Here is a 23,142-nt window from a genome sequence, read left to right as displayed (position 1 = left end):
GCATTTGGCGTGCTCTGCGCCGCAGCCAACTGTTCAGTTGCATCACAATCCTTTATGATCGACGCCCGGACCCTCAAGGAACACGGTCATGAGCAATGAAATCGCCCTAGCTTTCGAGCATCCCGACGCCCGTTCGCGTGCCACGGGTGGCACGCATCCTCTGGATCGGATTAGCCTGCGTGACCATATCGTCGAGGTCGAGATAGGTGCGTTCCAGCAGGAACGCGGCACGACCCAGCGGGTTTGTTTCAACATTGTGGTCGAGGTGCGCCCCTTGGACACGCGAATCGACGACGATGTCGATCGTATCCTCAGCTATGACAAGGTGACCGAGGCGATTGCCACGGAACTGGCCGCCGAACGACTGAACCTGTTGGAAACACTGGCCGAACGCATTGCCGAGCGCATCCTTTTGGAGCCGCAAGCCGAACGGGTTTTCGTGCGGATCGAGAAACTGGATCGCGGGCCCGGCGCGCTTGGGGTTGAGATCGTTCGTGGCAAGGATGATCCAGTGGTGTTTGCCGCGCCGCCCGAGCCAGGCGACGGGCCGCACCCGCAGGTGGTGTTCCTGTCGAACGAAGCGATAGCCGCGCCCCATTTGGGTGGCTGGCTGGACCAGTTGGAGGTGGATGCGGCGCCGGTGCTTCTCTGTGTCGGTCCGGCGAATCTACCGGCACCGCAGACCGGCCATTCCATGACCCAGCGGAGAGTTGATCTGCTGGCGATGGAGCAGAATGCCTGGGTTTTGGCGGCGCAGGACGACCGCTGTGTCGTGGTTGAAACAAGGACCGAGCTAGACTGGGCGATGAAACATGGTCGGATCAGTGTCTGGGCCCCGTCGAAGATCGTGCTGGATGCGGTGGACGGACCATCGGTTCAAGAGGCTGACGCGGTGGCCCTGGCAATCTGGTTTGCCCGGGAAATGGAGGCCTCCGGGTTCCTCTCGATCGGCGGGCCTTTGCCGAAACCCGAGTGTGATCTGCCCTGCCGTGCGGTGGCAGCGGACCGGGTACAATTGTGACGCTTGCCAAGCAGGCAGCAATCACCCATTGAACGGACATGAGTAGTTTGAAGTATTTTCGGCCTCTGGTTCAGACTGGCGTGATCCGACCTGACGCGGCTTTGTCGCTTGCTGGCGGTGCGTGCTGGTTCACGCAGGCCGAAGAAATCACCCGCGATGGCGGCAGTCGGATCATCCCGGCGCGGGATATCCCACAAGAGCAGCTTGACCGGTTGACTGTTCCGCGGGCATCGATTGCCGGGCTTGATTTCAGCCGCCCACTGATCATGGGTGTTCTCAACGTCACGCCGGACAGTTTCTCGGATGGTGGGGATCACAGCGCGCCCGCACAGGCGCTGGCCCACGCAAAGCACATGGTTGGAGACGGGGCGGACCTGATCGATGTGGGGGGCGAAAGCACGCGGCCCGGCGCGCTGGAGGTTCCCACCGAGGCCGAGATTGCCCGCACCGTGCCGGTGATTGCTGCGATCCGGGCCGGACTGGATCTTCCGATCTCGATCGACACCCGGAAAAAACTGGTGGCGCAGGAGGCGAAACGGGCTGGGGCGGACATTGTCAACGATGTTTCCGGCTTCACCTTTGACAGGGATCTCGCACCGTATTGTGCCGAACAGGACCTGCCGGTTTGTGTCATGCATGCGCAGGGCGACCCGGAAACCATGCAGGAAAACCCGCGCTATGATGATGCGCTGCTGGACGTTTACGATTTTCTGGCGGCGCAGGTCATCATGCTGGGCGATTTGGGCATTCCGCGAAAGAAGATCATCGTCGACCCGGGTATCGGTTTCGGCAAACGGATCGAACATAGCTTGCGGCTTTTGAACGGAATAAGTCTGTTTCACGGGCTCGGATGTCCCATTCTGCTTGGGGCGTCGCGCAAAGGGTTCATTCGCACGATCGGCGTCACCCAGGATGGCGTGGAGCCGGGCATCAAGGATCGCATGCCGGGCTCGCTTGCCGTGGCCCTTACGGCGGTGGCGCAGGGGGTGCAAATCCTGCGGGTTCATGATGTAAGGGAAACCAGTCAGGGGCTGGCGCTTTGGAGCGCAGTCACCAAGGGGACATTTGAGGGGCAGCCATGACACGCAAGCTTTTCGGAACTGACGGGGTGCGAGGCACCGCAAACACCTATCCCATGACCGCGGAAATGGCGCTGCGTATTGGCGCAGCGGTCGGGCGGTACTTCCGGCAGGACAAGTCAGTGGCGCACCGGGTGGTGATCGGCAAGGACACGCGCCTGTCGGGCTACATGTTCGAAAACGCGCTGACTGCCGGGCTGACCAGCACAGGGATGAACGTGCTGCTCTTGGGGCCGGTGCCGACACCTGCCGTAGGATTGCTGACGCCGTCGATGCGGGCCGATCTGGGAGTGATGATCTCGGCTTCGCACAACCACGCGCATGATAACGGCATAAAGTTTTTTGGCCCTGACGGGTTCAAGCTTTCGGACGAAGTCGAGCTTGAGATTGAGAAGCTGATCGAGAGCGGGGTCGAACCGGTCAAGGCGGGCAGCATCGGTCGGGCCAAGCGGATCGACGATGGCCGGTTCCGCTATGTCGAGCGGGTGAAATCGACTTTTCCGCAGGGGATGCGTCTGGACGGGATCAAGGTTGTGATCGATTGCGCCAATGGCGCGGGCTATCGCGCCGCGCCAGAGGTGCTGTGGGAACTGGGTGCCGAAGTGATCCCGGTGGGTGTGGCCCCGGATGGCCATAATATCAACGAGGAATGTGGCTCAACCAAGCCGCAGGTCGCGGCGGACACTGTGTTGGCCCATGGCGCAGACGTAGGCATCTGTCTGGACGGTGACGCCGACCGGGTGATCCTGATCGACGAGACCGGCCACGTTGCCGACGGCGACCAGATCATGGCGCTTCTGGCGGCGCGCTGGGCCGACGAGGGTCGGCTGGCGGGAGGTGCGCTTGTGGCCACGGTGATGTCGAACCTTGGACTTGAACGGTTCATGGAGAGCAAGGGTTTGCGGCTGGAACGCACCGGGGTGGGCGACCGGTACGTGGTTGAAAGGATGCGCCGGGGTGGGTTCAACCTGGGTGGTGAGCAATCGGGCCATATCGTGATGACGGATTACGCCACCACCGGGGACGGGCTCATGGCGGGGCTGCAATTCCTGGCCGAGATGGTACGGACGGATCACAAGGCGTCAGAACTGGTGCATTCTTTCGAGAAGGTGCCGCAGTTGCTCAAGAACGTCCGTTATGCGGACGTGCAGGCACCGCTAGAAGAGGCCAGCGTGAAGACTGCGATTTCAGATGCCGAGGTGCAATTGAATGGCAAGGGGCGGCTGTTGATACGCAAATCCGGCACTGAACCGCTGATCAGGGTGATGGCCGAGTGCGAAGATCCCGCGCTTCTGGAACGTACCGTGGATAGCATCGTTGATGCAGTGAGCGCGGTGGTTTCGAGCTGAAACGCGTCATTTGCGCTTAGCCCAGCCGGGCGCTTTTGATGTCGAAGATGACGCCGCATTTGTCCAGCCGGATCGTTCCGACGTTTTTTCCCTGGGTTTTGGCCGCGCGCAAGGGTTTTCTGACTTGCCGCCGCGTTCTGGCGGCGGGCGGTGGCCTGAATGCTGACACCCTCGCCGGGAATCGAAACAGTGATCTTTGCGGACCGTTTTTTGCAAGAGTTTGCGAACATTTCTTGCTCATCCTAGCAAAAAGCTTGGTTCCGTGCTGTTCAACCGTTGCGCAGGCGTTGCTTTGGCGTGGGCATGTTGCCACTGCCGTCCTTGACGGCTTTTGCCGTCTTCATGTTGGCACTGAAGGCAACGGTGGGAAGGGCCAGGATCGCGACCACGATAAGGATCGTCAGAACAATTAGTAAGACGCTTAAGTCAAGGCCGCCACCATCTGCCTTGGATTTGTCTGGTTTGGCAAGTGCGCCGGTAATCATCACGGCGGTCAACAGTTTAACAACATCTCTTCTTTCAAACTCAGTCATGTCAAATCTCTCTTCCAATGCTGAAAATGCACATCACGTCAGGGTTTTCGAAAAACTGACGGGTTTGATACTCAGTTGACACCTTGGTGCCATCACGTCTGCGTGGTTGCGGCTCTGGGTCATCTGCCTGGCGCAGGTTTAAAATGCTATTATTGAAAATGAGGAACCGCGTGGAGAAGGCGTTGGAGGGGGTTATGAAAACGATATTGAGATTAGGTTTAGGGCTTGCGGTTTTGCTAGCGCCAACGGTGGCATTGGCCGACATGGCGGCGGGTGTTCTGCCACCTTGGGACGGCAAGAAAGTTCCTGCGGGACAACAGTGCAGCCTGTTCGGCGGCAAAGGGGCGACACCGCCCATGATGGTCACCGGTATTCCCAAGGGAGCCAAGTGGATCATCGCCGAGTTCAATGACAAGAGCTATTCGCCGCTGTCTTCGCGCGGTGGGCATGGGATTGTCGCATGGCCGGTGAAAGGCACCAAGACCAAGTTGTTTGCGGTGCCTGGCATGAAGTCGAAACTGCCGGGGGGCGCCCGCCTGATCAAACCGGCGCGCAGCACCGGTAAGTACAAATCGAACGGGTATCTGCCGCCTTGTTCCGGCGGGAAAGGCAACCGCTACACCGTGGATTTGAAGGCGGTCGACGCCAATGGCAAGGTGTTGGACAAGGTCCGCAACCTGTCGATTGGCCGCTACTGACCTGACGAATTGTGCGGGGCGGGTCAGGTCCGCCCCGCAAACAGGCGCCGGAGGGCCCCAAATTGGCTGAGCCCCACGCCACACAGGATCAACGCCATGGCGGTAATCAGACTGTTAGGTAAAGGTTCTGACAGGAAAGTGGCACCGAGAAGCACGGCAAAGAGCGGGACGAGGTAGTTTGTCAGACTCATGAATACCGGTCCGGCGCTGCGGATTGTCAGGATTCTGAGCAGGTTGGCACCTGCCGTGGGGACCAGCCCAAGGAGGGCAAGGATCATCAGACCTTGGCTGCCGGGATTGGGTGGTGCCCCGTGAGCGAGCGTGGCGACAGGCAGCACCAAAAGCAGGCCAAACCCCAGCGTGGCAAAGGTTAATCCGAACGGGTCGATTGGCGGCAAGCGGCGGATCATGATCGAGCTGATCGCGTAACAGAACGCCGCTGAGAAACAGGCCAGTCGCCCCCAGACTTCCCTGTCGTCGCCGGAACTTTGGAACACCTCGGGGCCGAGCAGAATAAGGACACCGGCAAACCCCATGACAAAACCAAGGCTGCGTCGTAGGGTCATGCGTTCACCCGGCACCAGGACATGCGCCAGCGGCAGGACAAAAAGCGCCACGGTTGCCATCGACACGCCGGCAAAGGCCGAGGTGACATATTGCTGGCCCCAGCTGAGGAACATGAAGGGAATGGCGGAGGACAGAACCGAGACCGCGATCAGGCGGGGGTAATCGGTGTTGGCGGTGGTGAACAACCGCCCGCCACGCCAGCGCCAGACCAAGAAGGTCAGCACCATGGCAAAGCCGATCCGCGCAGTGGCGACCCAGAAGGGTGGGGTGGTACGAAGGGCCAGGCTCTGGAACATGAACGTGCCACCCCAGACCAACCCGAGGGTTAAGATCATCAGCCAGCTTCTGGCCGTGATTTCGGGTGTATCGTTCATGCTGTCCTGCCTTCCGAAACGAATTGACCCCGGCGCAGGGCCGGGGTCAATCTCAATCGCTTCGGTCGAAACCGTAGGGTGGGTGTTACCCCACCACTCTTAGTTTTTCGACTTGTCGACCATCTTGCCGGCGGAAATCCACGGCATCATGCCGCGCAGTTTCTCGCCGGTAGCTTCGATCTGGTGCTCGTCGTTGATGCGGCGGGTGGCCTTGAACGACGGTTGGCCAACAGCGTTTTCCAGCATGAAGTCGCGCACGAACTTGCCGGTCTGGATATCGGTCAGAACCTCTTTCATCGCCTTCTTGGTCTTCTCGTAAGGCAGGATGCGCGGACCCGAGACATACTCGCCATATTCGGCGGTGTTCGAGATCGAGTAGTTCATGTTGGCGATGCCGCCTTCGTAAATCAGGTCGACGATCAGCTTCACTTCGTGCAGGCATTCGAAATAGGCCATTTCCGGCGCGTAGCCGGCCTCGACCAGGGTTTCAAAGCCCATGCGGATCAGCTCGACCAGGCCACCGCAGAGAACGGCCTGTTCGCCGAAGAGGTCGGTTTCGCATTCTTCGCGGAAGTTGGTCTCGATGATGCCCGAGCGGCCGCCACCGATGGCCGAGCAGTAGCTGAGGCCGATTTCCAGCGCCTTGCCGGTAGCGTCGTTGTCAACGGCAACCAGGCAGGGCACGCCGCCGCCCTTGGTGTATTCGCCGCGTACGGTGTGGCCCGGGCCCTTGGGGGCCATCATGATCACGTCGACGCCTGCTTTCGGCTCGATTAGGCCGAAGTGCACGTTCAGGCCGTGGGCGAAGGCAATCGCCGCGCCTTCACGCAGGTTGTCGTGGACGTATTTCTTGTAGGTTTCAGCCTGCAGTTCATCGGGCATGGTGAACATGATCAGGTCGCACCAGGCCGCCGCTTCGGCGATGCCCATGACCTTGAGGCCTTCGCCTTCGGCTTTTGCGGCCGAGGCCGAGCCTTCGCGCAGGGCAACGACGACGTTCTTGGCGCCGCTGTCGCGCAGGTTCAGGGCGTGGGCGTGGCCCTGGCTGCCGTAGCCCAGGATGGCCACTTTCATGTCTTTGATCAGGTTGATGTCGCAATCGCGATCATAGTAGACGCGCATATCGGTCCCTCCAGTTAGAAATCTGAGCGCGACCATAGCGATGATTTTCCGATATGCGAGAAGGAAAGCATTTCTTTTTTTCCTGAATTCGAGATATTCATGCGTGAATTTTAAAAATTCTGGGAAAATCATGCTTGATGATCTCGACCGACGTCTTTTACGCCTATGGCAAGCCAGCCCCGAGCTGAACCTGCCCGAGTTGGCGGAGGCTGCGGGAATCACCCCCTCGCGCGCGTCGCGCCGGATCGACAAGCTGCGCGAGGCCGGGGTGGTCAAGGGGCTGCGCGGGGTAATCGACTGGCGGATGCTGGGCTACGAAGTCGAGGTATCGTTGCGCGTCACGCTGGACAAGACACAACGCGATGCGTTCGACCTGTTTCTAGCGGCGGCGCGCGAGATTCCGCAGGTGACTGAGATTCAGACCTTCCTGGGCAAGGTCGATGTGCGGCTGGCGATCATCGCTCGTGACATGGCGCATTACCAGAAGATCTATCGCGACCGCATCCTCGCCCTGCCGCATATCGCCGATATCGAGGCGTTGGTGCACGTGGCGCAGGTCAAGGCGCAGCAGGGGTTGCCGCTATGATCGAACTGGATGACATCGACCACCTTTTTTTGCGCGCCTTGGCCGAGGATGCGACCCAATCGGCAGGGGCTTTGGGACGGTTGTGCGGGCTCAGCCAGCCAGCGGCCTGGCGGCGGATCAGACGGTTGGAAAAATTGGGAGTGTTGAAAGGGCGGCGGCTGGACCTGAACCCCGAGAAGCTGGGCTTTGGCGTGACGGTGTTTCTGGGTGTCAAGCTGGCTACAAAGGGGCGAGTTTCCCTCGATGATTTCGAGCGCGCCGTCACCGCCATCCCCGAGGTGCAAACGGTCGAGCATGTGCTGGGGCTCTATGATTACCGTCTCAAGGTGGTGGCGCGCGACATTCCCGATTTCGAGCGGGTGCTGCGCCGCCGAGTCATGACCCTGCCCGGGGCCGGCGACGTCGAGGCCAATGTGCTGTTGAGCGAGGAGCGGTTGCCGGGACCGATTGAATGAATGTCAGGCGGACACCGCGAAAAGCCGCGCCTCGTAGGCTTTCAGCGCGTAGCGGGCCAGCGGGCCGGGCGCGTCGTTTTCGGCCAGTTCCGGGAACAGGGTGACGATCTCATCGCGCTCTTGATCGGGCACGCTCTTGAGGGCCTGTTGGCCGGGAAAAAGACTTTCGGACGGGCAGGCTTCGGCAAAGACGATCTGGTGATCGTCGAGCAGGAAATGCCAGTACTCCACCTCGCCCCCCGGTACGATGTGGATCGTCTTGTCATTGACCAGATGTTTTGCCGCGACAAGAACCTGCGACTGACCGAACAGCAACTCGGCCTGGGCACCGGTCAGCAGCATGCGATGGTTCTGTGACACCCAGAGGTCGCGAACGTTGCCCAGGGCACCGGCGCGGATCCAGACCGGTGCGTTCGGGCCGGTGGCCTCGGTCGAGTTGCCGCCGATCCAACGGATGGGTTGCGCCCCAGCATCCAGTGTGTTGACCAGGTCCCCCTCTTTCAACGTCTCGATCGCCTGCGGTCCGGTCGGGGTTTCGATCAGAGTGCCGGCACAGAAACAGATTAAAGCAAGGATGTTGAGTTCGCTGGAGAAAGAGCCATCGGCCTGTTCCTCTGGCGAGATGATCCCGTCACCATCCAGGTCGATGTCTTCGTTGGTCGGAACTTCGAACGGCCCGTTCTGGCTGGCGAGAGCGTCCAGGATATTCACACCTGCGACCATTGCCAGTTCATCCAGCACCGGCGCGCCGCTGTCTGTCGAGGTCAGACCGGATGCGTCGAATTCGAGATAACGGTCGCCCATGTTGTTGCGGCCGGCGTCGATGTCGGCGGTGCCTGTGTAAGTATAGAGTGGGATATCATTGTAGTAGTCCGAGGCGTTGTCATAGATGACGATGCTGGTGACGACCGAATTGTCGTTCAGTGTTCCATCGGGATCGACGTTCGTGACGTGGATCACAACGATATCGTCCTCCTCGAAGACGGCTTCGCCATCGTGGATCATGAGTTCTCCGCCGCCTGAGGCGTTGGAGTTGGTCTGGGGGTCACCAATAATACTGAAACCGTTCAACAACAGAGTTGTATCGGCCATGACTGCTCGTTTTCGCCGGATTGTCCGGTCTGATTGATTGCCTCGCCAACAAACTGACTGATTTTTTGCAAGTTTGAAATAACTTTATCGCGCTTTGGTTGCGCCGCGGTCGGGCTGTGGCAATTCTACCCAGTCATTTCGATTGTAATTGGGCCATGGGACAGGGCAGAACTGAACAAACGCGCGAATGAGGAGAGACATGATGACCGCTTTGCTTGATACAGTTGACCCCGATGGCATGTTGGAGTTTTCGGTGGTGTTCACCGACCGGTCGTTGAACCACATGTCGGCCGCCTTTCAACAGGTGATGCGCGATATCTCGGGAATGTTGAAAGAGGTCTACAACGCCGATGGCGTGGCCTTGGTACCCGGTGGCGGTACCTATGGGATGGAGGCCGTGGCGAGGCAGTTCGGCCATGACGCCCATGCGATGATTGTGCGCAACGGCTGGTTCTCGTTCCGTTGGAGCCAGATTTTCGAAGCGGGCGATTTCACCCGCGAAACCACGGTGTTCAAGGCGCGCCAGACTGGCAATAACGCGCGCGCGCCGTTTGCACCGGCGCCGATCGAAGAGGTTACGGCGGCCATTCGAGAGGCCAAGCCGGATGTGGTGTTTGCTCCGCATGTGGAGACTTCGGCCGGGCTGATCCTGCCAGATGAATATGTCACGGCACTGGCTGCGGCGGCCCATGAGGTGGGCGCGCTGATGGTGCTGGACTGCATTGCGTCGGGAGCAGTCTGGGTCGACATGAAGGCCACCGGGGTCGACGTGCTGATCTCGGCACCGCAGAAGGGCTGGTCAGCGTCGCCGTCGGCGGGGCTGGTGATGATGTCGGACCGCGCTCTGGATCGGTTGGAGAAGACCGATTCCGACAGCTTTGCCATTGATTTGAAGAAATGGCGCTCGATCATGCAGGCCTATGAAGATGGCGGCCATGCTTACCACGCCACTATGCCGACGGATGCGCTGCGCGCCTTCCGCGACACCATGCTGGAAACAAAGGAATACGGGTTCGACAGGCTGTGCGACGCGCAATGGGCGTTGGGCGATGGCGTGCGGGCGATGCTGGCGGAGCGGGGGATTTCTTCGGTCGCGGCTGAGGGGTTCGGTGCGCCGGGTGTAGTGGTGAGCTATACTGACGACGCGGGCATCCAGAGTGGTAAGAAGTTTGCCGCTGAAGGAGTCCAGATCGCTGCCGGTGTTCCGCTGCAATGCGACGAGCCGGAAGGGTTCAGCACGTTCCGGTTGGGGTTGTTCGGACTGGACAAGCTTTACGACGTTCCCGCAACGCTGGGCCGTCTGGAAGCAGTGCTTGATAAGGTTTTGTAAGAGGCTAAGGCCCGTAAAAGGGCCTTAGCCGCGTGCGCCCAACCCCATTTGCATCATGGTCTTGCGAACCGGAGCCAGTGAATAGATCGCGCCCAGCCCCATGGCGCGCAGGTCGCGTAGGGGGCGGGCTTCGATCATCGAGGCGCGATTGAGAAGATCGATGCCCGTGGCGCGGGCGCGCACCTCGGCGTGACGGCGTCGATGATAGGATTCCAGCATGTCACGGTCGCCCAGCCGTTCAGGGTTGGCTTGGGCCAGTTCCAGCAGCACCCGCATGTCGCCCAATGACATGTTAAGCCCCTGCGCACCGATCGGGGGCACGACATGGGCGGCTTCTGCCACAAGCGCCAGTCGCTCGCCGTTCATACGTTCGGCCACCTGAGTAATGATCGGCCAGACCGTGCGGCGCGAGGCCAAAGTCAGAGGGCCGAAGAGCTGGCAGGAGCGTTCGTTCATCGCCGCCTCGAAATCGGCCGTGTCAAGTGCGGCCAGGCGTTTGACTTCCGCGCCCCGCTCCATCCAGACAATGGCCGAGGAGGGTAGGCCGTTGTGATCCGGCAGAGGCACCAGTGTGAACGGACCGCCCGAGCGGTGAATCTCGGTCGAGACATTTTCATGCGGAATCGGGTGGGTAACGGCAAAGGCCAGCGCTTTCTGCCCGTAGCGGGTGGTTTTCACGTTGATCCCGGCCGCCTCACGCATGGGTGAGTTGCGGCCATCGGCGGCGACCACCAGCCGGGCGCGGACCTGGGTGCCGTCGGTTAGGGTCACACGGGCCTCGGCCTCGCGGGTGAACAAATTTTTGGTTCCGGTGCCGGGGCGGAACTCCACATTTGGCATTTCCTCCAATCGGGCGACCATTTCGCGACGTAACAGCCAATTGGGCAGATTCCAGCCAAATGGCCGGTCCGAGATGTCCGAGGCATTGAAATCACGGGTCAGGCGAGGCTCTGGCGTTTCGCCGCCGGCATCGACGATGCGCATGATCTGCAGGTCTGCAGCATGAGAGTCGAGATGTTGCCACAGCCCGGCGTAGTCCAGGAGTTGCTGAGCAGGTTGCAGGAATGCGGTTGTGCGCAAATCCGAGCCTTTGGCGTCACGCTCGGTAATGGGTGGGGTTGGATCGACGCAGAGTACGGAAAACCCCGCGGTTCCAAAGACTGCCGCCGCGGAGAGGCCGGCGACGCCGCCGCCGGATACAAGGATATCAATCTCGGTAATCGTCATGAGGGTGGCCTCCTGGGGCGCACCCTACTGTCGGGGAGGGGGGAATGCCAAGCGGCATCCTGTCCCCCGTGTCCAAGCCTATGTCAGCCCCGGGCCATGATGACCAGCAGCAGGTACATCACCGGAACCGCGGCAACGGCGGGGATGTAGAGACCTGGGACGCCCCAGGTAAAAAACGACAGGCCCCAAGCCACAAGGGCGACCAGAACGGTGATGATGAGCTTCAACGCTGTCGAGGTTTCGCTCTTGTCGGCGGGGGCGTTGGCATGGTCGGTGATCTGGGTGTCGGCAAGGGCCATAGGGAAACCTCTCGTGGCTGGATGTTGAGGGCTGCCTTTTAGCATTCGGAAATATGGATTCTATGTGCGGATTGCCGCAGGGCGACGCTTTGCCGCCTTTCAAAAAATCTTTTGAAATCAATCGGTCAGGCGAGCGATGAAATCGGCGAGGTTAATGGTGTGATGATGCACATGTTCACCTTCGTCGCGTTCGGGGGCGACATGTACGGTGCGCATGCCGAGGTCGTGTGGAACGGCGAGATTTCGGGCGTCGTCTTCGAACATTGCGCCCTGTTCGGGGGCCAGCCCGTCGCGTTCGAACACACGGGCAAAAGCGCGTGGATCGGGCTTGGGGTGAAAATCGGCATGCTCTACGCCGTAGATCGCGTCGAAAACACCCGACAGGCCGCGCGCCTCGATCACCCGTTCGGCATAGGGGGCCGAGCCGTTGGTATAGACGATCTTGCGCCCGGGCAGGGCCTCGATTCCGCTGCGCAGGCGTGGATCGGATTCGAGATGTTCGAGCGAGATGTCGTGCACATCGGTCAGGTATGGGGCCGGATCGACGCCGTGTTCCTGCATCAGCCCCGCAAGCGTGGTTCCATAGGTATGCCAGTAATGCTTGCGCAGGTGATTGGCGCGGGGGCGATCGACCCCCAGCGAGTCCATGACGTATTGGGTCATCTTGACTTCGATCTGGTCAAACAGCCGCGCCTGAGGCGGGTAGAGCGTGTTGTCGAGATCGAACACCCAATAGGCGACGTGAGAGAAGAGCTCCTTTGGCATGAACCGTTCATAAGCCGCGCCGTAGTGTCGCGCAATGGCATGCGGTGGAATGCAAAGCTTGATGCGTAGACGATTTGCGGCTCTACTTGGTCTCGGGAACACGAGGGACGCAAGATGAAAGAGGCGAAAACCGCCCAGAAGGATGCCTATTCGCTATTGCTCAACGCCATCGATCTGGGGGAATTCCGCCCCGGCGATCGGCTTGTGGAAAGCGATTTGGCCGAGAAGTTCGGGGTTAGCCGCACACCGATCCGTGAGGCATTGCAACGGTTGGAGACCCAGCAGCTTTTGACCCGCGACGGGCGCAGCTTGATGGTGGCGTCACTGGATCATAACCAGTTGGCAGAGCTTTACGTGGTGCGCGCCGAGCTGGAGGGGCTGGCGGCGCGATTGGCGGCAAAACACGCCACCGACGAAGAGCTGAAGGTGCTGCGTGAGATGGTCGAAGAGGACCGCAAACGGGTCGACGATCCGGTGGCACTGGCGCGAACCAACCGGCGGTTTCACCGGCAGTTGCACCTGGCTTCGCATAACCGGTTCCTGGTGCAGCAGTTGAACCTTGTGCACCAGTCGATGGCGCTGATGGATACCACGTCATTGGCGGTGGAAGGCCGCGGCGAGGTGGCGCTGGCCGAGCACGAGGCGATCGTTGCCGCGCTTGAGGCCGATGATGGCGACGCGGCACAGGCGGCGCTCAAGGATCACATCTCACAGGCTTTTGTGACCCGGCTCAAGCTTGATGCGGGTGGTGCGGAAGGTTAGCGGGTCGCACTCGGGCTTCGTATTGGTCAGGGAATGACCATGCTGGGTCTTATCCCAGTAGAACGGCACTGCGATCAATTCGTAGAGCGCCTTGTAGGCGGCAATTGCGCCCAGCGGATAATAAAAATGCAGTGTCGGCACCCAGGCTAGGAGATGGCGGTGCCGAGGTCCGGTCACGGCGGTGGCATTGATCAGAATGGTGATCACCTCGACCATCAGGAACGCCAAGCCCACATTCAGCAGCACTCCGCGCGGTAGAAGCGGGTCGAGCGGGTGCGGCAGGCCCAGCAGCACCAGCCAGAAGGACCACAGAAACGGGGCCAGCACGAACTGCGACAGGGCGGTGACGAAATGCGCCTGGAAACCCCAGAATTTCCACGCACCCATCTGCCGGTAGAACAGGAGCGGGCGGCGCATGTGCACGAGGTAGGTCACCATGTACCCCTTGAGCCAGCGTGAACGTTGCCGAATCCACGGCCAGACGTGGCAGTTTGCCTCTTCTCCGGTGGCGGTGGCGATGACCCGCGTTTCATAGCCGTGACGCGCCAGGCGAAAGCCCAGATCGGCATCCTCGGTCACGTTATGGGCGTCCCATCCGCCGAGCTTTTCCAGCGACTCGCGACGAAAAAAACAAGTGGTTCCACCCAGTGGAATGGCCAGACCCATCCGCGCCATGCCGGGCAGGATCAGCCGGAACCAGGCGGCGTATTCCACCGTGAAACAGCGTGCCAGCCAGTTTTGGCGGCTATTGTAGTAATCCAGAATCCCCTGAAGGCAGGCGACATTTCCGGGCAACTGGTTGAAGCGCTCGACCACGCGGCTGATCTGGTCGGGCTCCGGTGCATCCTCGGCATCCCAGATACCGATAATGTCTCCGTCGCAAAAATCGAGCGCATAGTTCATCGCCCGCGGCTTGGTCTTTGGGATGCCTTCGGGCACCTCGATCACCCGCATCCACGGGGGCAAGGTGCACTGGGCGATGGTGTCGCGGGTCAGATTGTCGTTCTCTTCGAGCACCAGCACGATGTCGAGGAGCGACTTGGGATAGGTCAGCTGGTTGAGCCGCGCTATGAGATGACGAGTTATCTCGGTCTCTTTGAACAGCGGGACGAGCACCGAGACACGGAGGAGTTTTGCCGGGGCATCTGCCCGGGTGTCCTGGGCTTCAACGACCGCGTTGCCGCTGCGAAACGGGCTGCCCGGCGGTGTGTCGGGATTGGACATATGCGCCACGTAAGCCGCGAGCCGAAGTGCCGCGGCGATAAAGAGCGTGAAGCTGGCCCAGGCGGCGAGACCGGAGAACACCAAGACCGGATTGGCCCAGGTGAGCAGAAGGACAAGTGTGAGGCCGAGTACCGTGAGTGCCAAGCGCTTGCGTTGGGTGGCGCCCCAGCCGCGGCAGCTTTCGCTCTCGCAAACCCGGGCCGAAGCATGGGCGGTTAGGGTGTCGCGGTGCATCCGGGCCAGGGCGGCCTGGATTTCGCAGGCCGGGGCAAAGACCAGCTGTGCAGGTGGGGCATCATCGCCCAAACGGCTGAGAACATGAGTGAAATCCTCAACCCGCGAGGCCACAATATGTAGCGTGCCGCCGACATGCCGCCAGGGCATGACCGAATGGTTGAGACAGAGTTGTAAGGGGACTTCATTGGCAATGGCGGGGTCGGGGGCGGCGGTGGTCAGGTCGACCCGGGGCAGGCCGTGGAAACGTGACAGGGCGGTGACCATGGATTGGGCCGACAGCAGCCCTTCGGAAACGAGAATGCGATCGAGCGAACTTTTTGAATGCGCTTGGGTGTTGCGTGCTGTCAGCAGATCGCGCGCCGACACCAGCCCGGCATCCAGAAGGAAGCGGCTGAAATCCTCGCCGGGGTGGCTATGTCCGGTCTGATGCCGAACCTGTCGCATGTCAGTCCTTACCCTTGTCACACCCTCTTGCAGGGGCTTTCCCGGGATTCAGGATTGCGCAACTTTGGTTAAAATTCGGTTAAAACCCGTTGAATTTCAATGGGTTTTAACCGGGTTTTGCCGGTGAATTGATTAATGGCCGGTTAACGAATTGACGCCAATGCGGTTCAATTCAGATGTTTTGCCATACCTTTCCGCCAATCAGCTGGCGCGTTTTGCCATTTCTGCCGCGAAACGCTCGAACAGGTAGAAGCTGTCTTGCGGGCCCGGGCTGGCCTCGGGGTGGTATTGCACCGAGTAGACCGGGCGATCAGTCATGGCGATGCCACAATTGCTACCATCAAAAAGTGAAACATGGGTTTCCTTGATGCCCTCGGGCAGGGTCTGGCTGTCGACGGCAAAGCCATGGTTCATCGAGGTGATCTCGACCTTGCCAGTTTCGAGGTCCTTGACCGGGTGGTTGGCGCCGTGGTGGCCGTGGTTCATTTTGATGGTCTGGGCGCCCAGCGCCAAGGCCAGCATCTGGTGACCGAGGCAGATGCCGAACACCGGCAGATCGGTCTTTTTCAGAACGTCCTGGATCATCGGAACGGCATATTCGCCGGTGGCTGCCGGGTCGCCGGGACCGTTTGACAGGAACACACCGTCGGGATTGTGGGCCAGGACCTCATCGGCGGTGGCAGTGGCGGGCAGGACGGTGACGTCACAGCCCACGGACGCAAGGCAGCGCAGGATGTTGCGCTTGGCGCCGTAGTCGACGGCGACAACCTTGAATTTCGGATCCTCCAGCTTGGGATAGCCATCGGGCCAGGCCCAGCGCATTTCGTCCCAGCGGTAGCTTTGGGCGCAGGTGACCTCCTTGGCCAGATCCATGCCTTCGAGCCCGGCAAAGGCGCGGGCCTCGGCCACCAGGGCTTCGATGTCGAAATTGCCCTCGGGGTCGTGGGCCAGTGCCACGTGCGGTGCACCCTGCTGGCGGATGGCGCGGGTCAGGCGGCGGGTGTCGACTCCGCCGATGGCGATGCGGCCGCGGGCGGCGAGCCAGTCGGCCAGACGTTCGGTTGCGCGCCAGTTCGAAGGTTCGGTCGGATCCCATTTGACCACCATGCCGCGGGCCACGGGATCGCCGGTTTCGTCATCCTCGGGGGTGACGCCGGTATTGCCGATATGGGGGAAAGTGAAGGTTACAACCTGGCCTGCGTAGGACGGATCGGTCATGATTTCCTGGTATCCGGTCATCGCCGTGTTGAAGCAGAGCTCGGCCGTGGTCTGCCCGGTGGCGCCGAACCCGTATCCGTAGAACAGGGTGCCATCGGCAAGGGCGAGGCAGGCGGTTGGGTGGGGTTGGGTATCAAGCGGCATGGGGCGAGTCTCACGGCTGGGCAAATTGGCGGGAAACTAAAGCGTTTCGAGAAAAAATAGAAGCGCGATTTTTTCTCGAAGCGCGCGAAACATCGCAGCGTTGTAGGCGTTTCGAAATCAGCATTGTCCCCCTGCCGATTTCGAAACGCTTTAGTGTTGCGGCGCTGCAGCGTCAAGGGGATAACGGGGGTATTGGCGGGGAAGAAGGCTTTTCGAAAAGCCATGGCCACCCGGTTTGCGAGGCGGGTTGGAGCGCGATTTCGAAATTGCGTGACACGCGCCTTCGAGGGTGTTTCGCCGCCCTTGGCGAGATGTCTGAAACCTTGCAACTGTCAGCGCTAACCATTAAAGGTCCGAGTTCATGTGAGCAATGGGGATGGGCTCGGACGGGCCTTGTTGGATGGGAACATGGAACTGAGAGAGCGAGTAACCGCAGCGCTGAAACAGGCGATGAAGGACAAGGCGGCCGAGCGGCTGTCGACGTTGCGCCTGATCAACGCGGCGATCAAGGATCGTGATATTGCCGCGCGTGGCGAGGGCAATGACGAGGGTGTTGGCGACGCCGAGGTCCTGGCCATCCTTGGCAAGATGGTGAAGCAGCGCCAGGAAAGCGCGCGTGCCTATGAAGAAGGTGGGCGGCTGGACCTTGCCGAACGCGAGCTGGCCGAGATTGGTGTGATCGAGGATTTTCTGCCCCGTCAGCTGAATGCGGACGAGGTTGAGGCAGCGATCAACGAGACCATCACTGCAACCGAAGCGAGTTCGATCCGTGATATGGGCAAGGTGATGGGAGCGCTTAAGGCGCAGTTCACCGGGCAGATGGATTTCGGTGCGGTTGGCCCGATGATCAAGGATCGTCTGAGCGGCTAAACCCATGCCCCGAATGGTGCGGTGAAATCCACGCCAGGCTAATCGTTAACGACACCGTGCGGTCCCCGGAAAGGGGGCTGGAACCTGTCGGGTATCTGTCGGGTACCTGTCGGGCATTTTTTCATGAACCGGTTAACGGCACCAAAGCTTGACGTGGCGCACGGTGGTGTTGCGCGCGCGGTGGGGGTGCGCGCCACCGTGCGGTGGCCTCAGGCCGTATTAAGAGACTGTTGATACCTCCCTTTCCTGCCGGGCCCATGTGGTCCGTGGCATGTGACATCCAGTGTAGCAAGCGGCATTCGGGCAGGTGGTCCGTGCGGATGCCGAGAGGGAATCTGATGAACAAGGCAATTACCGATGGCGCGGTCTTTATGCCGCCCGCATTCGCCGGCGGGCTGGACATGTGGTCGAGTCAGGACGGCACCCCCGGGCAGGACACCTATGAAAACGCGCTCAATGCGGCGCTGGTCCCGGCGGACCAGGATTTCGGCGGCTGCCTGGAATTGCAGAAAGTCGATGCGACCCAAAAGCTGCGTTACATGGGCGAGACGCCGCTGTTGCCGGGCTGCTACCTGCGCATCACCGCCCGGGTGAAGGCCGTGAGCGGTGACCTGCCGGGGGTGCGGGTGGCGGCCTGGGCGGGTGGGGCGGGGGGACAGCATGTGGGTGGGTTGACCGAACGGGGTCCGACCACGGCGCTGACCCAACATGGCGAGGTGGTCGAAGTGAGCGCCATTGTCGGCGCGGGCGCGCGTTGCGGCGTCGACATGGCCTGGGGTCGCGAACCTCTTTACGGCCATTTTGGCATCGACCTGAGAGGACCCTCCGGCGGGATCGTACGGGTCGACGATATCGTGATCGAGGACGTCACCCATGTGGTCCTGCGCGACATGATGGGCTGGGTCGATGTGCGCGACTATGGCGCGATTGGCGACGGCACAAGTGATGACTTGGCCGCGTTCGAGGCGGCGGACGCCGATGCAGATGGCCGTCGGGTGGTGGTGCCCGCAGGGATTTATCACCTTGGCGACAGCATGAGTTTCGAAAACGAGGTCCGGTTCGAAGGCACAGTCACGATGCCGGACGCGGCCATTCTCGACCTGACCCGGGACTTTCACCTGCCGGCCTATCTCGATGCGTTCGGCAGTGAGGAACTGGCCTTCAAGAAGGCGTTTCAGGTGCTTCTGAACGGGGAGGGGCATGAAACGCTCGACATGGGCGGGTTGCGGGTCGAGGTGACCGCGCCGGTCGATATGCAGGCGGCCACGCCTAACCGGACGACTTATGCCACCCGCCGAATGATCCGCAACGGCCAGTTCGAGGCCAAGGGCGATGCGGTGTGGCACAGTGACGTCGTAACCAGCCAGGCGACCTATTCGGTGAATGACAGCAAGACGCTGACCGGGGTGGTCAACGTGGCAAGTATCGCGGTCGGGTCGCTTGTTACCGGCAGTGGGGTGGGGCGCGAAATCTATGTCCGTGCGGTCAACGTGGCGACCCAGGAGGTCGAGCTCAACCGTGAACTTTATGATGCGGAGGGCACCCAGACATTCACCTTCACCCGGTTCAAATACTTGTTGGATTTCAGCGGTTTTGACCGGCTGGGCAGCTTCGCGCTGGCCGACATCAAGTTCCGTTGCAACAGCAAGTCGAGCGGCATCTGCCTGGCGCCCGGCGGGGTGGGTTTTGCGCTGCGCGATTGTTTCTTCACCCGCCCGTTGCAGCGTGCCATCACCTCGCCCGGCGAGGGCTGTCAGGGACTGCTGGTGGACCGCTGCCATTTCCTGTCGAACGAAAACGACGTTCTCGCCCAGGACCGGGTGTCGATCGTGCTGAATGCGGCGGGCAACGATGTGAAGCTGCGCGACAACCACGCGACCCGGTTCCGGCATTTCGCGGTTTTGGGCGGGACCGGTCCGGTGATCACCGGAAACCACCTCTCTCAGAGCGACAACGCCACCCAGGCGCGGCGCACCGCCGGAATCGTGATTGGCGAGGCAATTGCGCGAGCGAAGGTCGATGGCAACCATATTGACAACTGCTTCCTCGAATGGACAAACGAATACGGCAAGCAGCCAACCATCGAGTCGGAGCTGCCCTTCAGCCAACTCAACATCACCGACAACGTCTTCCTGTGTAGCGATACCGTGCCGCGGTTCAGCTTTATCGTCGTCAAACCGCATGGCAGCGGTCATTCCCTGAACCACGTGGTGGTGCAGGGCAACAGTTTCCGCACCATCGGCGGCGGTATCGAGCGGGTCGAGCGGGTCGATACCAGCTTTGCCGATCTCGATTATGCCAAGTTCAAGAACGTGAGTTTCGCGGGCAACATGTACAATCTGGTTGATGTGGCAACCGAAAGCCCGCTGTTGATCAATCATGTCGAGGCCTGCGATGCCCAGATCTGGACCGTGGATGGCGCGCCGAAACTGCCATTTGGCGGGCGAGCCAGAAATGTTGAAAGCGTGCAACCTATCGGGGCAATCCGCAACGCAGCGGGCACACCCAATCGCGAACAACCTTTCGTCAACCTCGCGACCGGGATCAACAACGGTCAGGTCGAGATCCACTGGAGCGAACCGGTGCACGGTGAGGTGGCGGTGAAAATCCGGGTGGATTGAGTCCGGTTGAATGGCAACCGACGGCGGCCCGCCGATCTGGTGGGCCGTTTGCCCGTGCGCGGCTCAGAAGCTGCGCCAGAATCCGATTTTGAACCCGTAACTCTTGTCGCCGATCAGACCGGCGGTGCCGCCAAGTTCCAGATGGGTTTTCTTGCCCACCTTGATTGCGACGGACGGTGCAGCACGTACAAAACCGGGATCGCCATGGCGGATGCCGGTCTGCACTTGAAGCATGGATTTGAACCGGTCCCCATGATTGAGACCAAGGGTGACATCGGCCTTGAAGTCGGTCTGACCGCTGTCCAGGCGGATTTCGGCGGTGGTTTCGAGCGAGAGCCAACCCGTGCGGCCACCGCGCCGGGACAAGTCTTTGCCATAGGACAGGCCGGGGCGGATCGCGGGCTCACCCGCGATCAGGCCGAGGCCCAGTTCGCCGGCAAAGATATGGCCGTTCGGGGTGGGCGGCAGGGATTTGCGCAGGAAGAACACCGCCTTGCCGGTGCCGGATATGCCATGGCCGATGTCGACTCCGGCGGTGAGGTTCCGGCCCAGCCCGTATTCGAGATAGACGGTTGAATAGACGTTGTGAGGTCCGGCCCACGAGGTTGCCGAGACCCGTGACGCGACCGAGACGAAGCCGCTGCGCTTGTCGCGCGGCCAGGCCCCGGCGCTGGCAGGGTGGATCGGCCCGGCAATCAGGCATAGCGCCAGCCCGAGCCGGGCCAAAGCCCGGATGGGGGTTGGATATCGTTGGCTGGCGTTGATCACTCCCATGGTGTTGCCTGTCGCTGGTTGCGGGCGCAAGTATTGGTTAAGCAGGGTAAACAATGGGTTAACGCAGGTCGGGCGTGGGGCCGAGATGCCGCCGCAAAACACGGCGCAGCATTGACGGGGCGGGCAAAGCCGCTAACCTTGGGGCAACGCGCCAGCCCGAGGAGACAGACCATGCCAAGCATCGCCAAAGACAATGACTTTCAGACGGTGATCACCACGTTCGAGATGACCCCGGGCACGGCGCACGACCTGATGGAGGCGCTGACCGATGCTTATGCCGAGTTCATTTCGAAACAGCCGGGGTTCATCGGGGCGGGGCTGCATATCAATGATGCGCAGACCAGAATCGCAAATTATTCGCAATGGGAAAGGCGCGAGGATTTCCAGGCCATGCTGCGCACCCCGGAAATGCGTGAACGCAACCGCAAGTTTGCCGGGATGTGCAAGAGCTTTGAGCCGGTGATGTATGATGTGGTCGAGGCGTTCGGCTAAGGCGGTGGAACGGCGCTTGGGGTCTCAAGCGGACACTGCGGGAACGCCTAAGGGCGCTTCTAGGCAAATGACTGCTTCGGTCCGGAACCGGATTGCAAGCCATCCGGGCCAAGCCCCTTTCAGGCCGGGTGATCCGGGGCGCTGCGCGAGGGCGCGCGGTAGGGGCGGGTGACATCGCGCAACCCGGCCTCAATGGCCTCGGCCTTCAGGCGGATCGCGCCATCACCGGCGAGGGTCAGGCGGATCTCGCCGGCGCCGTCGTCACCGGTGTTCCAGGCGATTGACAGCAGCGACAGCACCATGTCGGACTGAGACCGATCAATGCCCTGGCTCGCGACTCCGAGCACATTGTCGAACACCAGAAGAGATTGCACCCGTTCGGGGCCATGGCGATCCTGGCCCGGGTCTTCCCAGCGGAACCGGTTCAACAGCAGCGCGAAGCGTTGCGCCTTGGCCTGCCAGCGCATTTCGGTGATCGGGAACACCGCGTCCTGACACAGCGCCGAAATGACCTGGAGGTCGTCCGCATCGAGCGCACCGATATTGACCGGCTTGTCGTGGCTGTCTTCAAATGTGGCGTCGTCACTCATGAGCCTTTGATCCGTTCGATCTTGGCGCCGACGCCCTCGAGCTTGCGCACAACGTGTTCATAGCCACGGTCCAGGTGATAGACCCGGCTGACCATGGTTTCGCCTTCGGCCGCCAGCCCGGCCAGGATCAGCGAAACGGAGGCCCGCAGGTCGGTCGCCATCACCGGCGCCCCTTTGAGCTGGTCAACCCCGTGCACGGTGGCGGTGCCGCCCTGGACATCAATGCTGGCGCCCATCCGGGTCAGTTCCGGGGCGTGCATAAATCGGTTTTCAAAGATCTTCTCTTCCAGCACGCTGGTGCCATCGGCGGTGCAGAGCAGCGCCATCATCTGGGCCTGCAGATCGGTGGGGAAGCCGGGGAAGGGCTCGGTTGTGACATCCACCGCCTTGATCCGGCCATTGCGGCGGGCGACCTTGAGGCCGCGTTCGGTTTCGGTGACTTCGACACCGGCCTGTTCCAGCTTGTCGACAAAGCTTTGCACCAGCGACAGCTTGCCGCCGAGGCATTCGACCTCGCCACCGGCAATGGCCGGGGCCAACATGTAGGTGCCAAGTTCGATCCGGTCGGTGACAACCGGGTGGGTCGCGCCGTGCAGCCGGTCAACGCCCTGGATGGTGATGGTCGAGGTGCCGTCGCCCTCGATCTGCGCGCCCATCGAGCGCAGGCAGGTGGCGAGATCGACGATCTCGGGCTCGCGGGCGGCGTTTTTCAGGACCGTGGTGCCCTTGGCCAGGGTGGCGGCCATCAACACGTTTTCAGTGGCACCGACCGAGGCAAAGGAAAACTCGATCGTCGCCCCCTTGAGACCGCCGGGAGCCTTGGCATGGAGGTAGCCGTCCTTGAGTTCGATCTCGGCGCCCATCGCTTCGAGACCGTGAATATGCAGGTCCATCGGGCGCGCGCCGATGGCACAGCCGCCGGGCAGCGAGACGACCGCGTGACCCAGACGCGCCAGCATCGGGCCCAGAACCAGGTTGGAGGCGCGCATCTTGCGCACGATGTCATAGTCGGCGACGTGGTTGTTGATGTCGTGGCTCGACATGGCCAGCACCTGCCCGTCCTGCAGCGAGGTAACCTCAGCACCCAAGGACGACAGCAGCTCGGTCATGGTCTTGATGTCGGAAAGCCGCGGCGCGTTGGTCAGCGTCAGCGGCTCGTCGCTGAGCAGGGTGGCGGGCATGAGGGTCAAACAGGCGTTCTTGGCCCCCGCGATGGGGATTTCGCCGGAAAGCTCACCATTGCCGGTGACGATGATCTGATCCATGTGC

23 protein-coding genes are annotated in these 23,142 nt (G+C 61.1%); 11 read left to right on the top strand and 12 right to left on the bottom strand.

Going from position 1 to position 23,142, the window contains the following annotated elements; all coding sequences use genetic code 11:
* The first annotated feature begins 88 nt into the window (after positions 1 to 88).
* From RXV86_RS07255 to glmM, 3 genes are read left to right on the top strand one after another with little or no spacing between them, the layout of a single operon-like run.
* Complete coding sequence (locus RXV86_RS07255; protein WP_316298748.1) at positions 89 to 1,021, top strand: dihydroneopterin aldolase; 933 nt, start codon at positions 89 to 91, stop codon at positions 1,019 to 1,021.
* Between the two features lie 38 nt (positions 1,022 to 1,059).
* A complete protein-coding gene (gene folP, locus RXV86_RS07250) occupies positions 1,060 to 2,103 on the top strand; it encodes a dihydropteroate synthase (protein WP_316298747.1) in 1,044 nt (347 codons plus the stop codon).
* Entirely contained in the window at positions 2,100 to 3,449 is a 1,350-nt protein-coding gene (gene glmM / locus RXV86_RS07245) for a phosphoglucosamine mutase (protein ID WP_316298746.1), read from the top strand. The genes folP and glmM overlap by 4 nt, the downstream gene beginning before the upstream one ends.
* A 269-nt stretch (positions 3,450 to 3,718) precedes the next feature.
* On the opposite strand, the gene RXV86_RS07240 is transcribed toward glmM, so the two are convergent.
* The gene (locus RXV86_RS07240) at positions 3,719 to 3,982 is read right to left on the bottom strand and encodes a hypothetical protein (RefSeq protein ID WP_316298744.1); all 264 of its coding nucleotides are present in this window, start codon (positions 3,980 to 3,982) and stop codon (positions 3,719 to 3,721) included.
* Between the two features lie 194 nt (positions 3,983 to 4,176).
* Between RXV86_RS07240 and RXV86_RS07235 the strand changes: the two genes are divergently transcribed.
* A complete protein-coding gene (locus RXV86_RS07235) occupies positions 4,177 to 4,680 on the top strand; it encodes a hypothetical protein (RefSeq protein WP_316298742.1) in 504 nt (167 codons plus the stop codon).
* Positions 4,681 to 4,703: 23 nt separating this feature from the next.
* Here RXV86_RS07235 and RXV86_RS07230 read toward each other — a convergent pair whose 3' ends face one another.
* Positions 4,704 to 5,621 (bottom strand): DMT family transporter, encoded by a 918-nt coding sequence (locus tag RXV86_RS07230; RefSeq protein WP_316298741.1) that lies wholly within the window; start codon positions 5,619 to 5,621, stop codon positions 4,704 to 4,706.
* A gap of 99 nt (positions 5,622 to 5,720) precedes the next feature.
* Positions 5,721 to 6,743 carry a ketol-acid reductoisomerase gene (ilvC, locus tag RXV86_RS07225; RefSeq protein ID WP_316298740.1) on the bottom strand — a complete coding sequence of 341 codons (1,023 nt, stop codon included), beginning with the start codon at positions 6,741 to 6,743 and terminating at the stop codon, positions 5,721 to 5,723.
* Between the two features lie 130 nt (positions 6,744 to 6,873).
* Here ilvC and RXV86_RS07220 point away from each other — a divergent pair, with 130 nt between their 5' ends.
* Entirely contained in the window at positions 6,874 to 7,329 is a 456-nt protein-coding gene (locus RXV86_RS07220) for an Lrp/AsnC family transcriptional regulator (RefSeq protein ID WP_316298738.1), read from the top strand.
* Complete coding sequence (locus tag RXV86_RS07215; protein ID WP_316298736.1) at positions 7,326 to 7,784, top strand: Lrp/AsnC family transcriptional regulator; 459 nt, start codon at positions 7,326 to 7,328, stop codon at positions 7,782 to 7,784. The genes RXV86_RS07220 and RXV86_RS07215 overlap by 4 nt, the downstream gene beginning before the upstream one ends.
* A 3-nt stretch (positions 7,785 to 7,787) precedes the next feature.
* On the opposite strand, the gene RXV86_RS07210 is transcribed toward RXV86_RS07215, so the two are convergent.
* The gene (locus RXV86_RS07210) at positions 7,788 to 8,876 is read right to left on the bottom strand and encodes a Hint domain-containing protein (RefSeq protein WP_316298735.1); all 1,089 of its coding nucleotides are present in this window, start codon (positions 8,874 to 8,876) and stop codon (positions 7,788 to 7,790) included.
* A gap of 202 nt (positions 8,877 to 9,078) precedes the next feature.
* Between RXV86_RS07210 and RXV86_RS07205 the strand changes: the two genes are divergently transcribed.
* Positions 9,079 to 10,206 (top strand): aminotransferase class V-fold PLP-dependent enzyme, encoded by a 1,128-nt coding sequence (locus RXV86_RS07205; protein WP_316298733.1) that lies wholly within the window; start codon positions 9,079 to 9,081, stop codon positions 10,204 to 10,206.
* A 24-nt stretch (positions 10,207 to 10,230) separates the two neighbouring features.
* Here RXV86_RS07205 and RXV86_RS07200 read toward each other — a convergent pair whose 3' ends face one another.
* From RXV86_RS07200 to RXV86_RS07190, 3 genes are all read right to left on the bottom strand, one after another.
* Positions 10,231 to 11,433 carry a UbiH/UbiF family hydroxylase gene (locus RXV86_RS07200; RefSeq protein ID WP_316298731.1) on the bottom strand — a complete coding sequence of 401 codons (1,203 nt, stop codon included), beginning with the start codon at positions 11,431 to 11,433 and terminating at the stop codon, positions 10,231 to 10,233.
* 83 nt (positions 11,434 to 11,516) lie between these two features.
* On the bottom strand, positions 11,517 to 11,732 hold the full coding sequence (locus RXV86_RS07195) for a hypothetical protein (RefSeq protein WP_316298729.1): 216 nt from the start codon (positions 11,730 to 11,732) through the stop codon (positions 11,517 to 11,519).
* 117 nt (positions 11,733 to 11,849) lie between these two features.
* A complete protein-coding gene (locus tag RXV86_RS07190) occupies positions 11,850 to 12,497 on the bottom strand; it encodes a pyrimidine 5'-nucleotidase (protein ID WP_316298728.1) in 648 nt (215 codons plus the stop codon).
* A gap of 114 nt (positions 12,498 to 12,611) precedes the next feature.
* Here RXV86_RS07190 and RXV86_RS07185 point away from each other — a divergent pair, with 114 nt between their 5' ends.
* The gene (locus tag RXV86_RS07185; RefSeq protein WP_316298726.1) at positions 12,612 to 13,259 is read left to right on the top strand and encodes a GntR family transcriptional regulator; all 648 of its coding nucleotides are present in this window, start codon (positions 12,612 to 12,614) and stop codon (positions 13,257 to 13,259) included.
* Here the strand turns inward: RXV86_RS07185 and RXV86_RS07180 are convergent.
* Both RXV86_RS07180 and carA read right to left on the bottom strand, forming a co-directional pair.
* Positions 13,206 to 15,164 carry a glycosyltransferase family 2 protein gene (locus tag RXV86_RS07180; protein ID WP_316298724.1) on the bottom strand — a complete coding sequence of 653 codons (1,959 nt, stop codon included), beginning with the start codon at positions 15,162 to 15,164 and terminating at the stop codon, positions 13,206 to 13,208. The two genes, RXV86_RS07185 and RXV86_RS07180, sit on opposite strands and share 54 nt — an antisense overlap.
* Before the next feature lie 201 nt (positions 15,165 to 15,365).
* A complete protein-coding gene (gene carA / locus RXV86_RS07175; RefSeq protein WP_316298721.1) occupies positions 15,366 to 16,526 on the bottom strand; it encodes a glutamine-hydrolyzing carbamoyl-phosphate synthase small subunit in 1,161 nt (386 codons plus the stop codon).
* 408 nt (positions 16,527 to 16,934) lie between these two features.
* Here carA and RXV86_RS07170 point away from each other — a divergent pair, with 408 nt between their 5' ends.
* Both RXV86_RS07170 and RXV86_RS07165 read left to right on the top strand, forming a co-directional pair.
* Positions 16,935 to 17,396 carry a GatB/YqeY domain-containing protein gene (locus RXV86_RS07170; RefSeq protein ID WP_316298719.1) on the top strand — a complete coding sequence of 154 codons (462 nt, stop codon included), beginning with the start codon at positions 16,935 to 16,937 and terminating at the stop codon, positions 17,394 to 17,396.
* Positions 17,397 to 17,734: 338 nt separating this feature from the next.
* Positions 17,735 to 20,017 carry a glycosyl hydrolase family 28-related protein gene (locus tag RXV86_RS07165; protein ID WP_316298717.1) on the top strand — a complete coding sequence of 761 codons (2,283 nt, stop codon included), beginning with the start codon at positions 17,735 to 17,737 and terminating at the stop codon, positions 20,015 to 20,017.
* A gap of 63 nt (positions 20,018 to 20,080) precedes the next feature.
* On the opposite strand, the gene RXV86_RS07160 is transcribed toward RXV86_RS07165, so the two are convergent.
* Positions 20,081 to 20,791 carry a hypothetical protein gene (locus RXV86_RS07160; RefSeq protein ID WP_316298716.1) on the bottom strand — a complete coding sequence of 237 codons (711 nt, stop codon included), beginning with the start codon at positions 20,789 to 20,791 and terminating at the stop codon, positions 20,081 to 20,083.
* 171 nt (positions 20,792 to 20,962) lie between these two features.
* On the opposite strand from RXV86_RS07160, the gene RXV86_RS07155 reads away from it, so the two are divergent.
* A complete protein-coding gene (locus RXV86_RS07155; protein WP_316298715.1) occupies positions 20,963 to 21,283 on the top strand; it encodes an antibiotic biosynthesis monooxygenase family protein in 321 nt (106 codons plus the stop codon).
* 119 nt (positions 21,284 to 21,402) lie between these two features.
* Here the strand turns inward: RXV86_RS07155 and RXV86_RS07150 are convergent, their stop codons facing one another.
* Both RXV86_RS07150 and murA read right to left on the bottom strand, forming a co-directional pair.
* Positions 21,403 to 21,873 (bottom strand): DUF2948 family protein, encoded by a 471-nt coding sequence (locus RXV86_RS07150; RefSeq protein ID WP_316298713.1) that lies wholly within the window; start codon positions 21,871 to 21,873, stop codon positions 21,403 to 21,405.
* Positions 21,870 to 23,138, bottom strand: a complete 1,269-nt coding sequence (murA, locus tag RXV86_RS07145) for a UDP-N-acetylglucosamine 1-carboxyvinyltransferase (RefSeq protein WP_316298710.1) — start codon at positions 23,136 to 23,138, stop codon at positions 21,870 to 21,872. Before murA ends, RXV86_RS07150 begins: the two co-directional genes overlap by 4 nt.
* Between the last annotated feature and the right edge of the window lie 4 nt (positions 23,139 to 23,142).

Source organism: Aliisedimentitalea sp. MJ-SS2 (assembly GCF_032586155.1).
Classification (GTDB): Bacteria; Pseudomonadota; Alphaproteobacteria; order Rhodobacterales; family Rhodobacteraceae; genus JAWHTC01.
The sequence above is the reverse complement of the archived record's forward strand: the minus strand, read 5'-3'. Positions and strand labels throughout refer to the sequence as shown.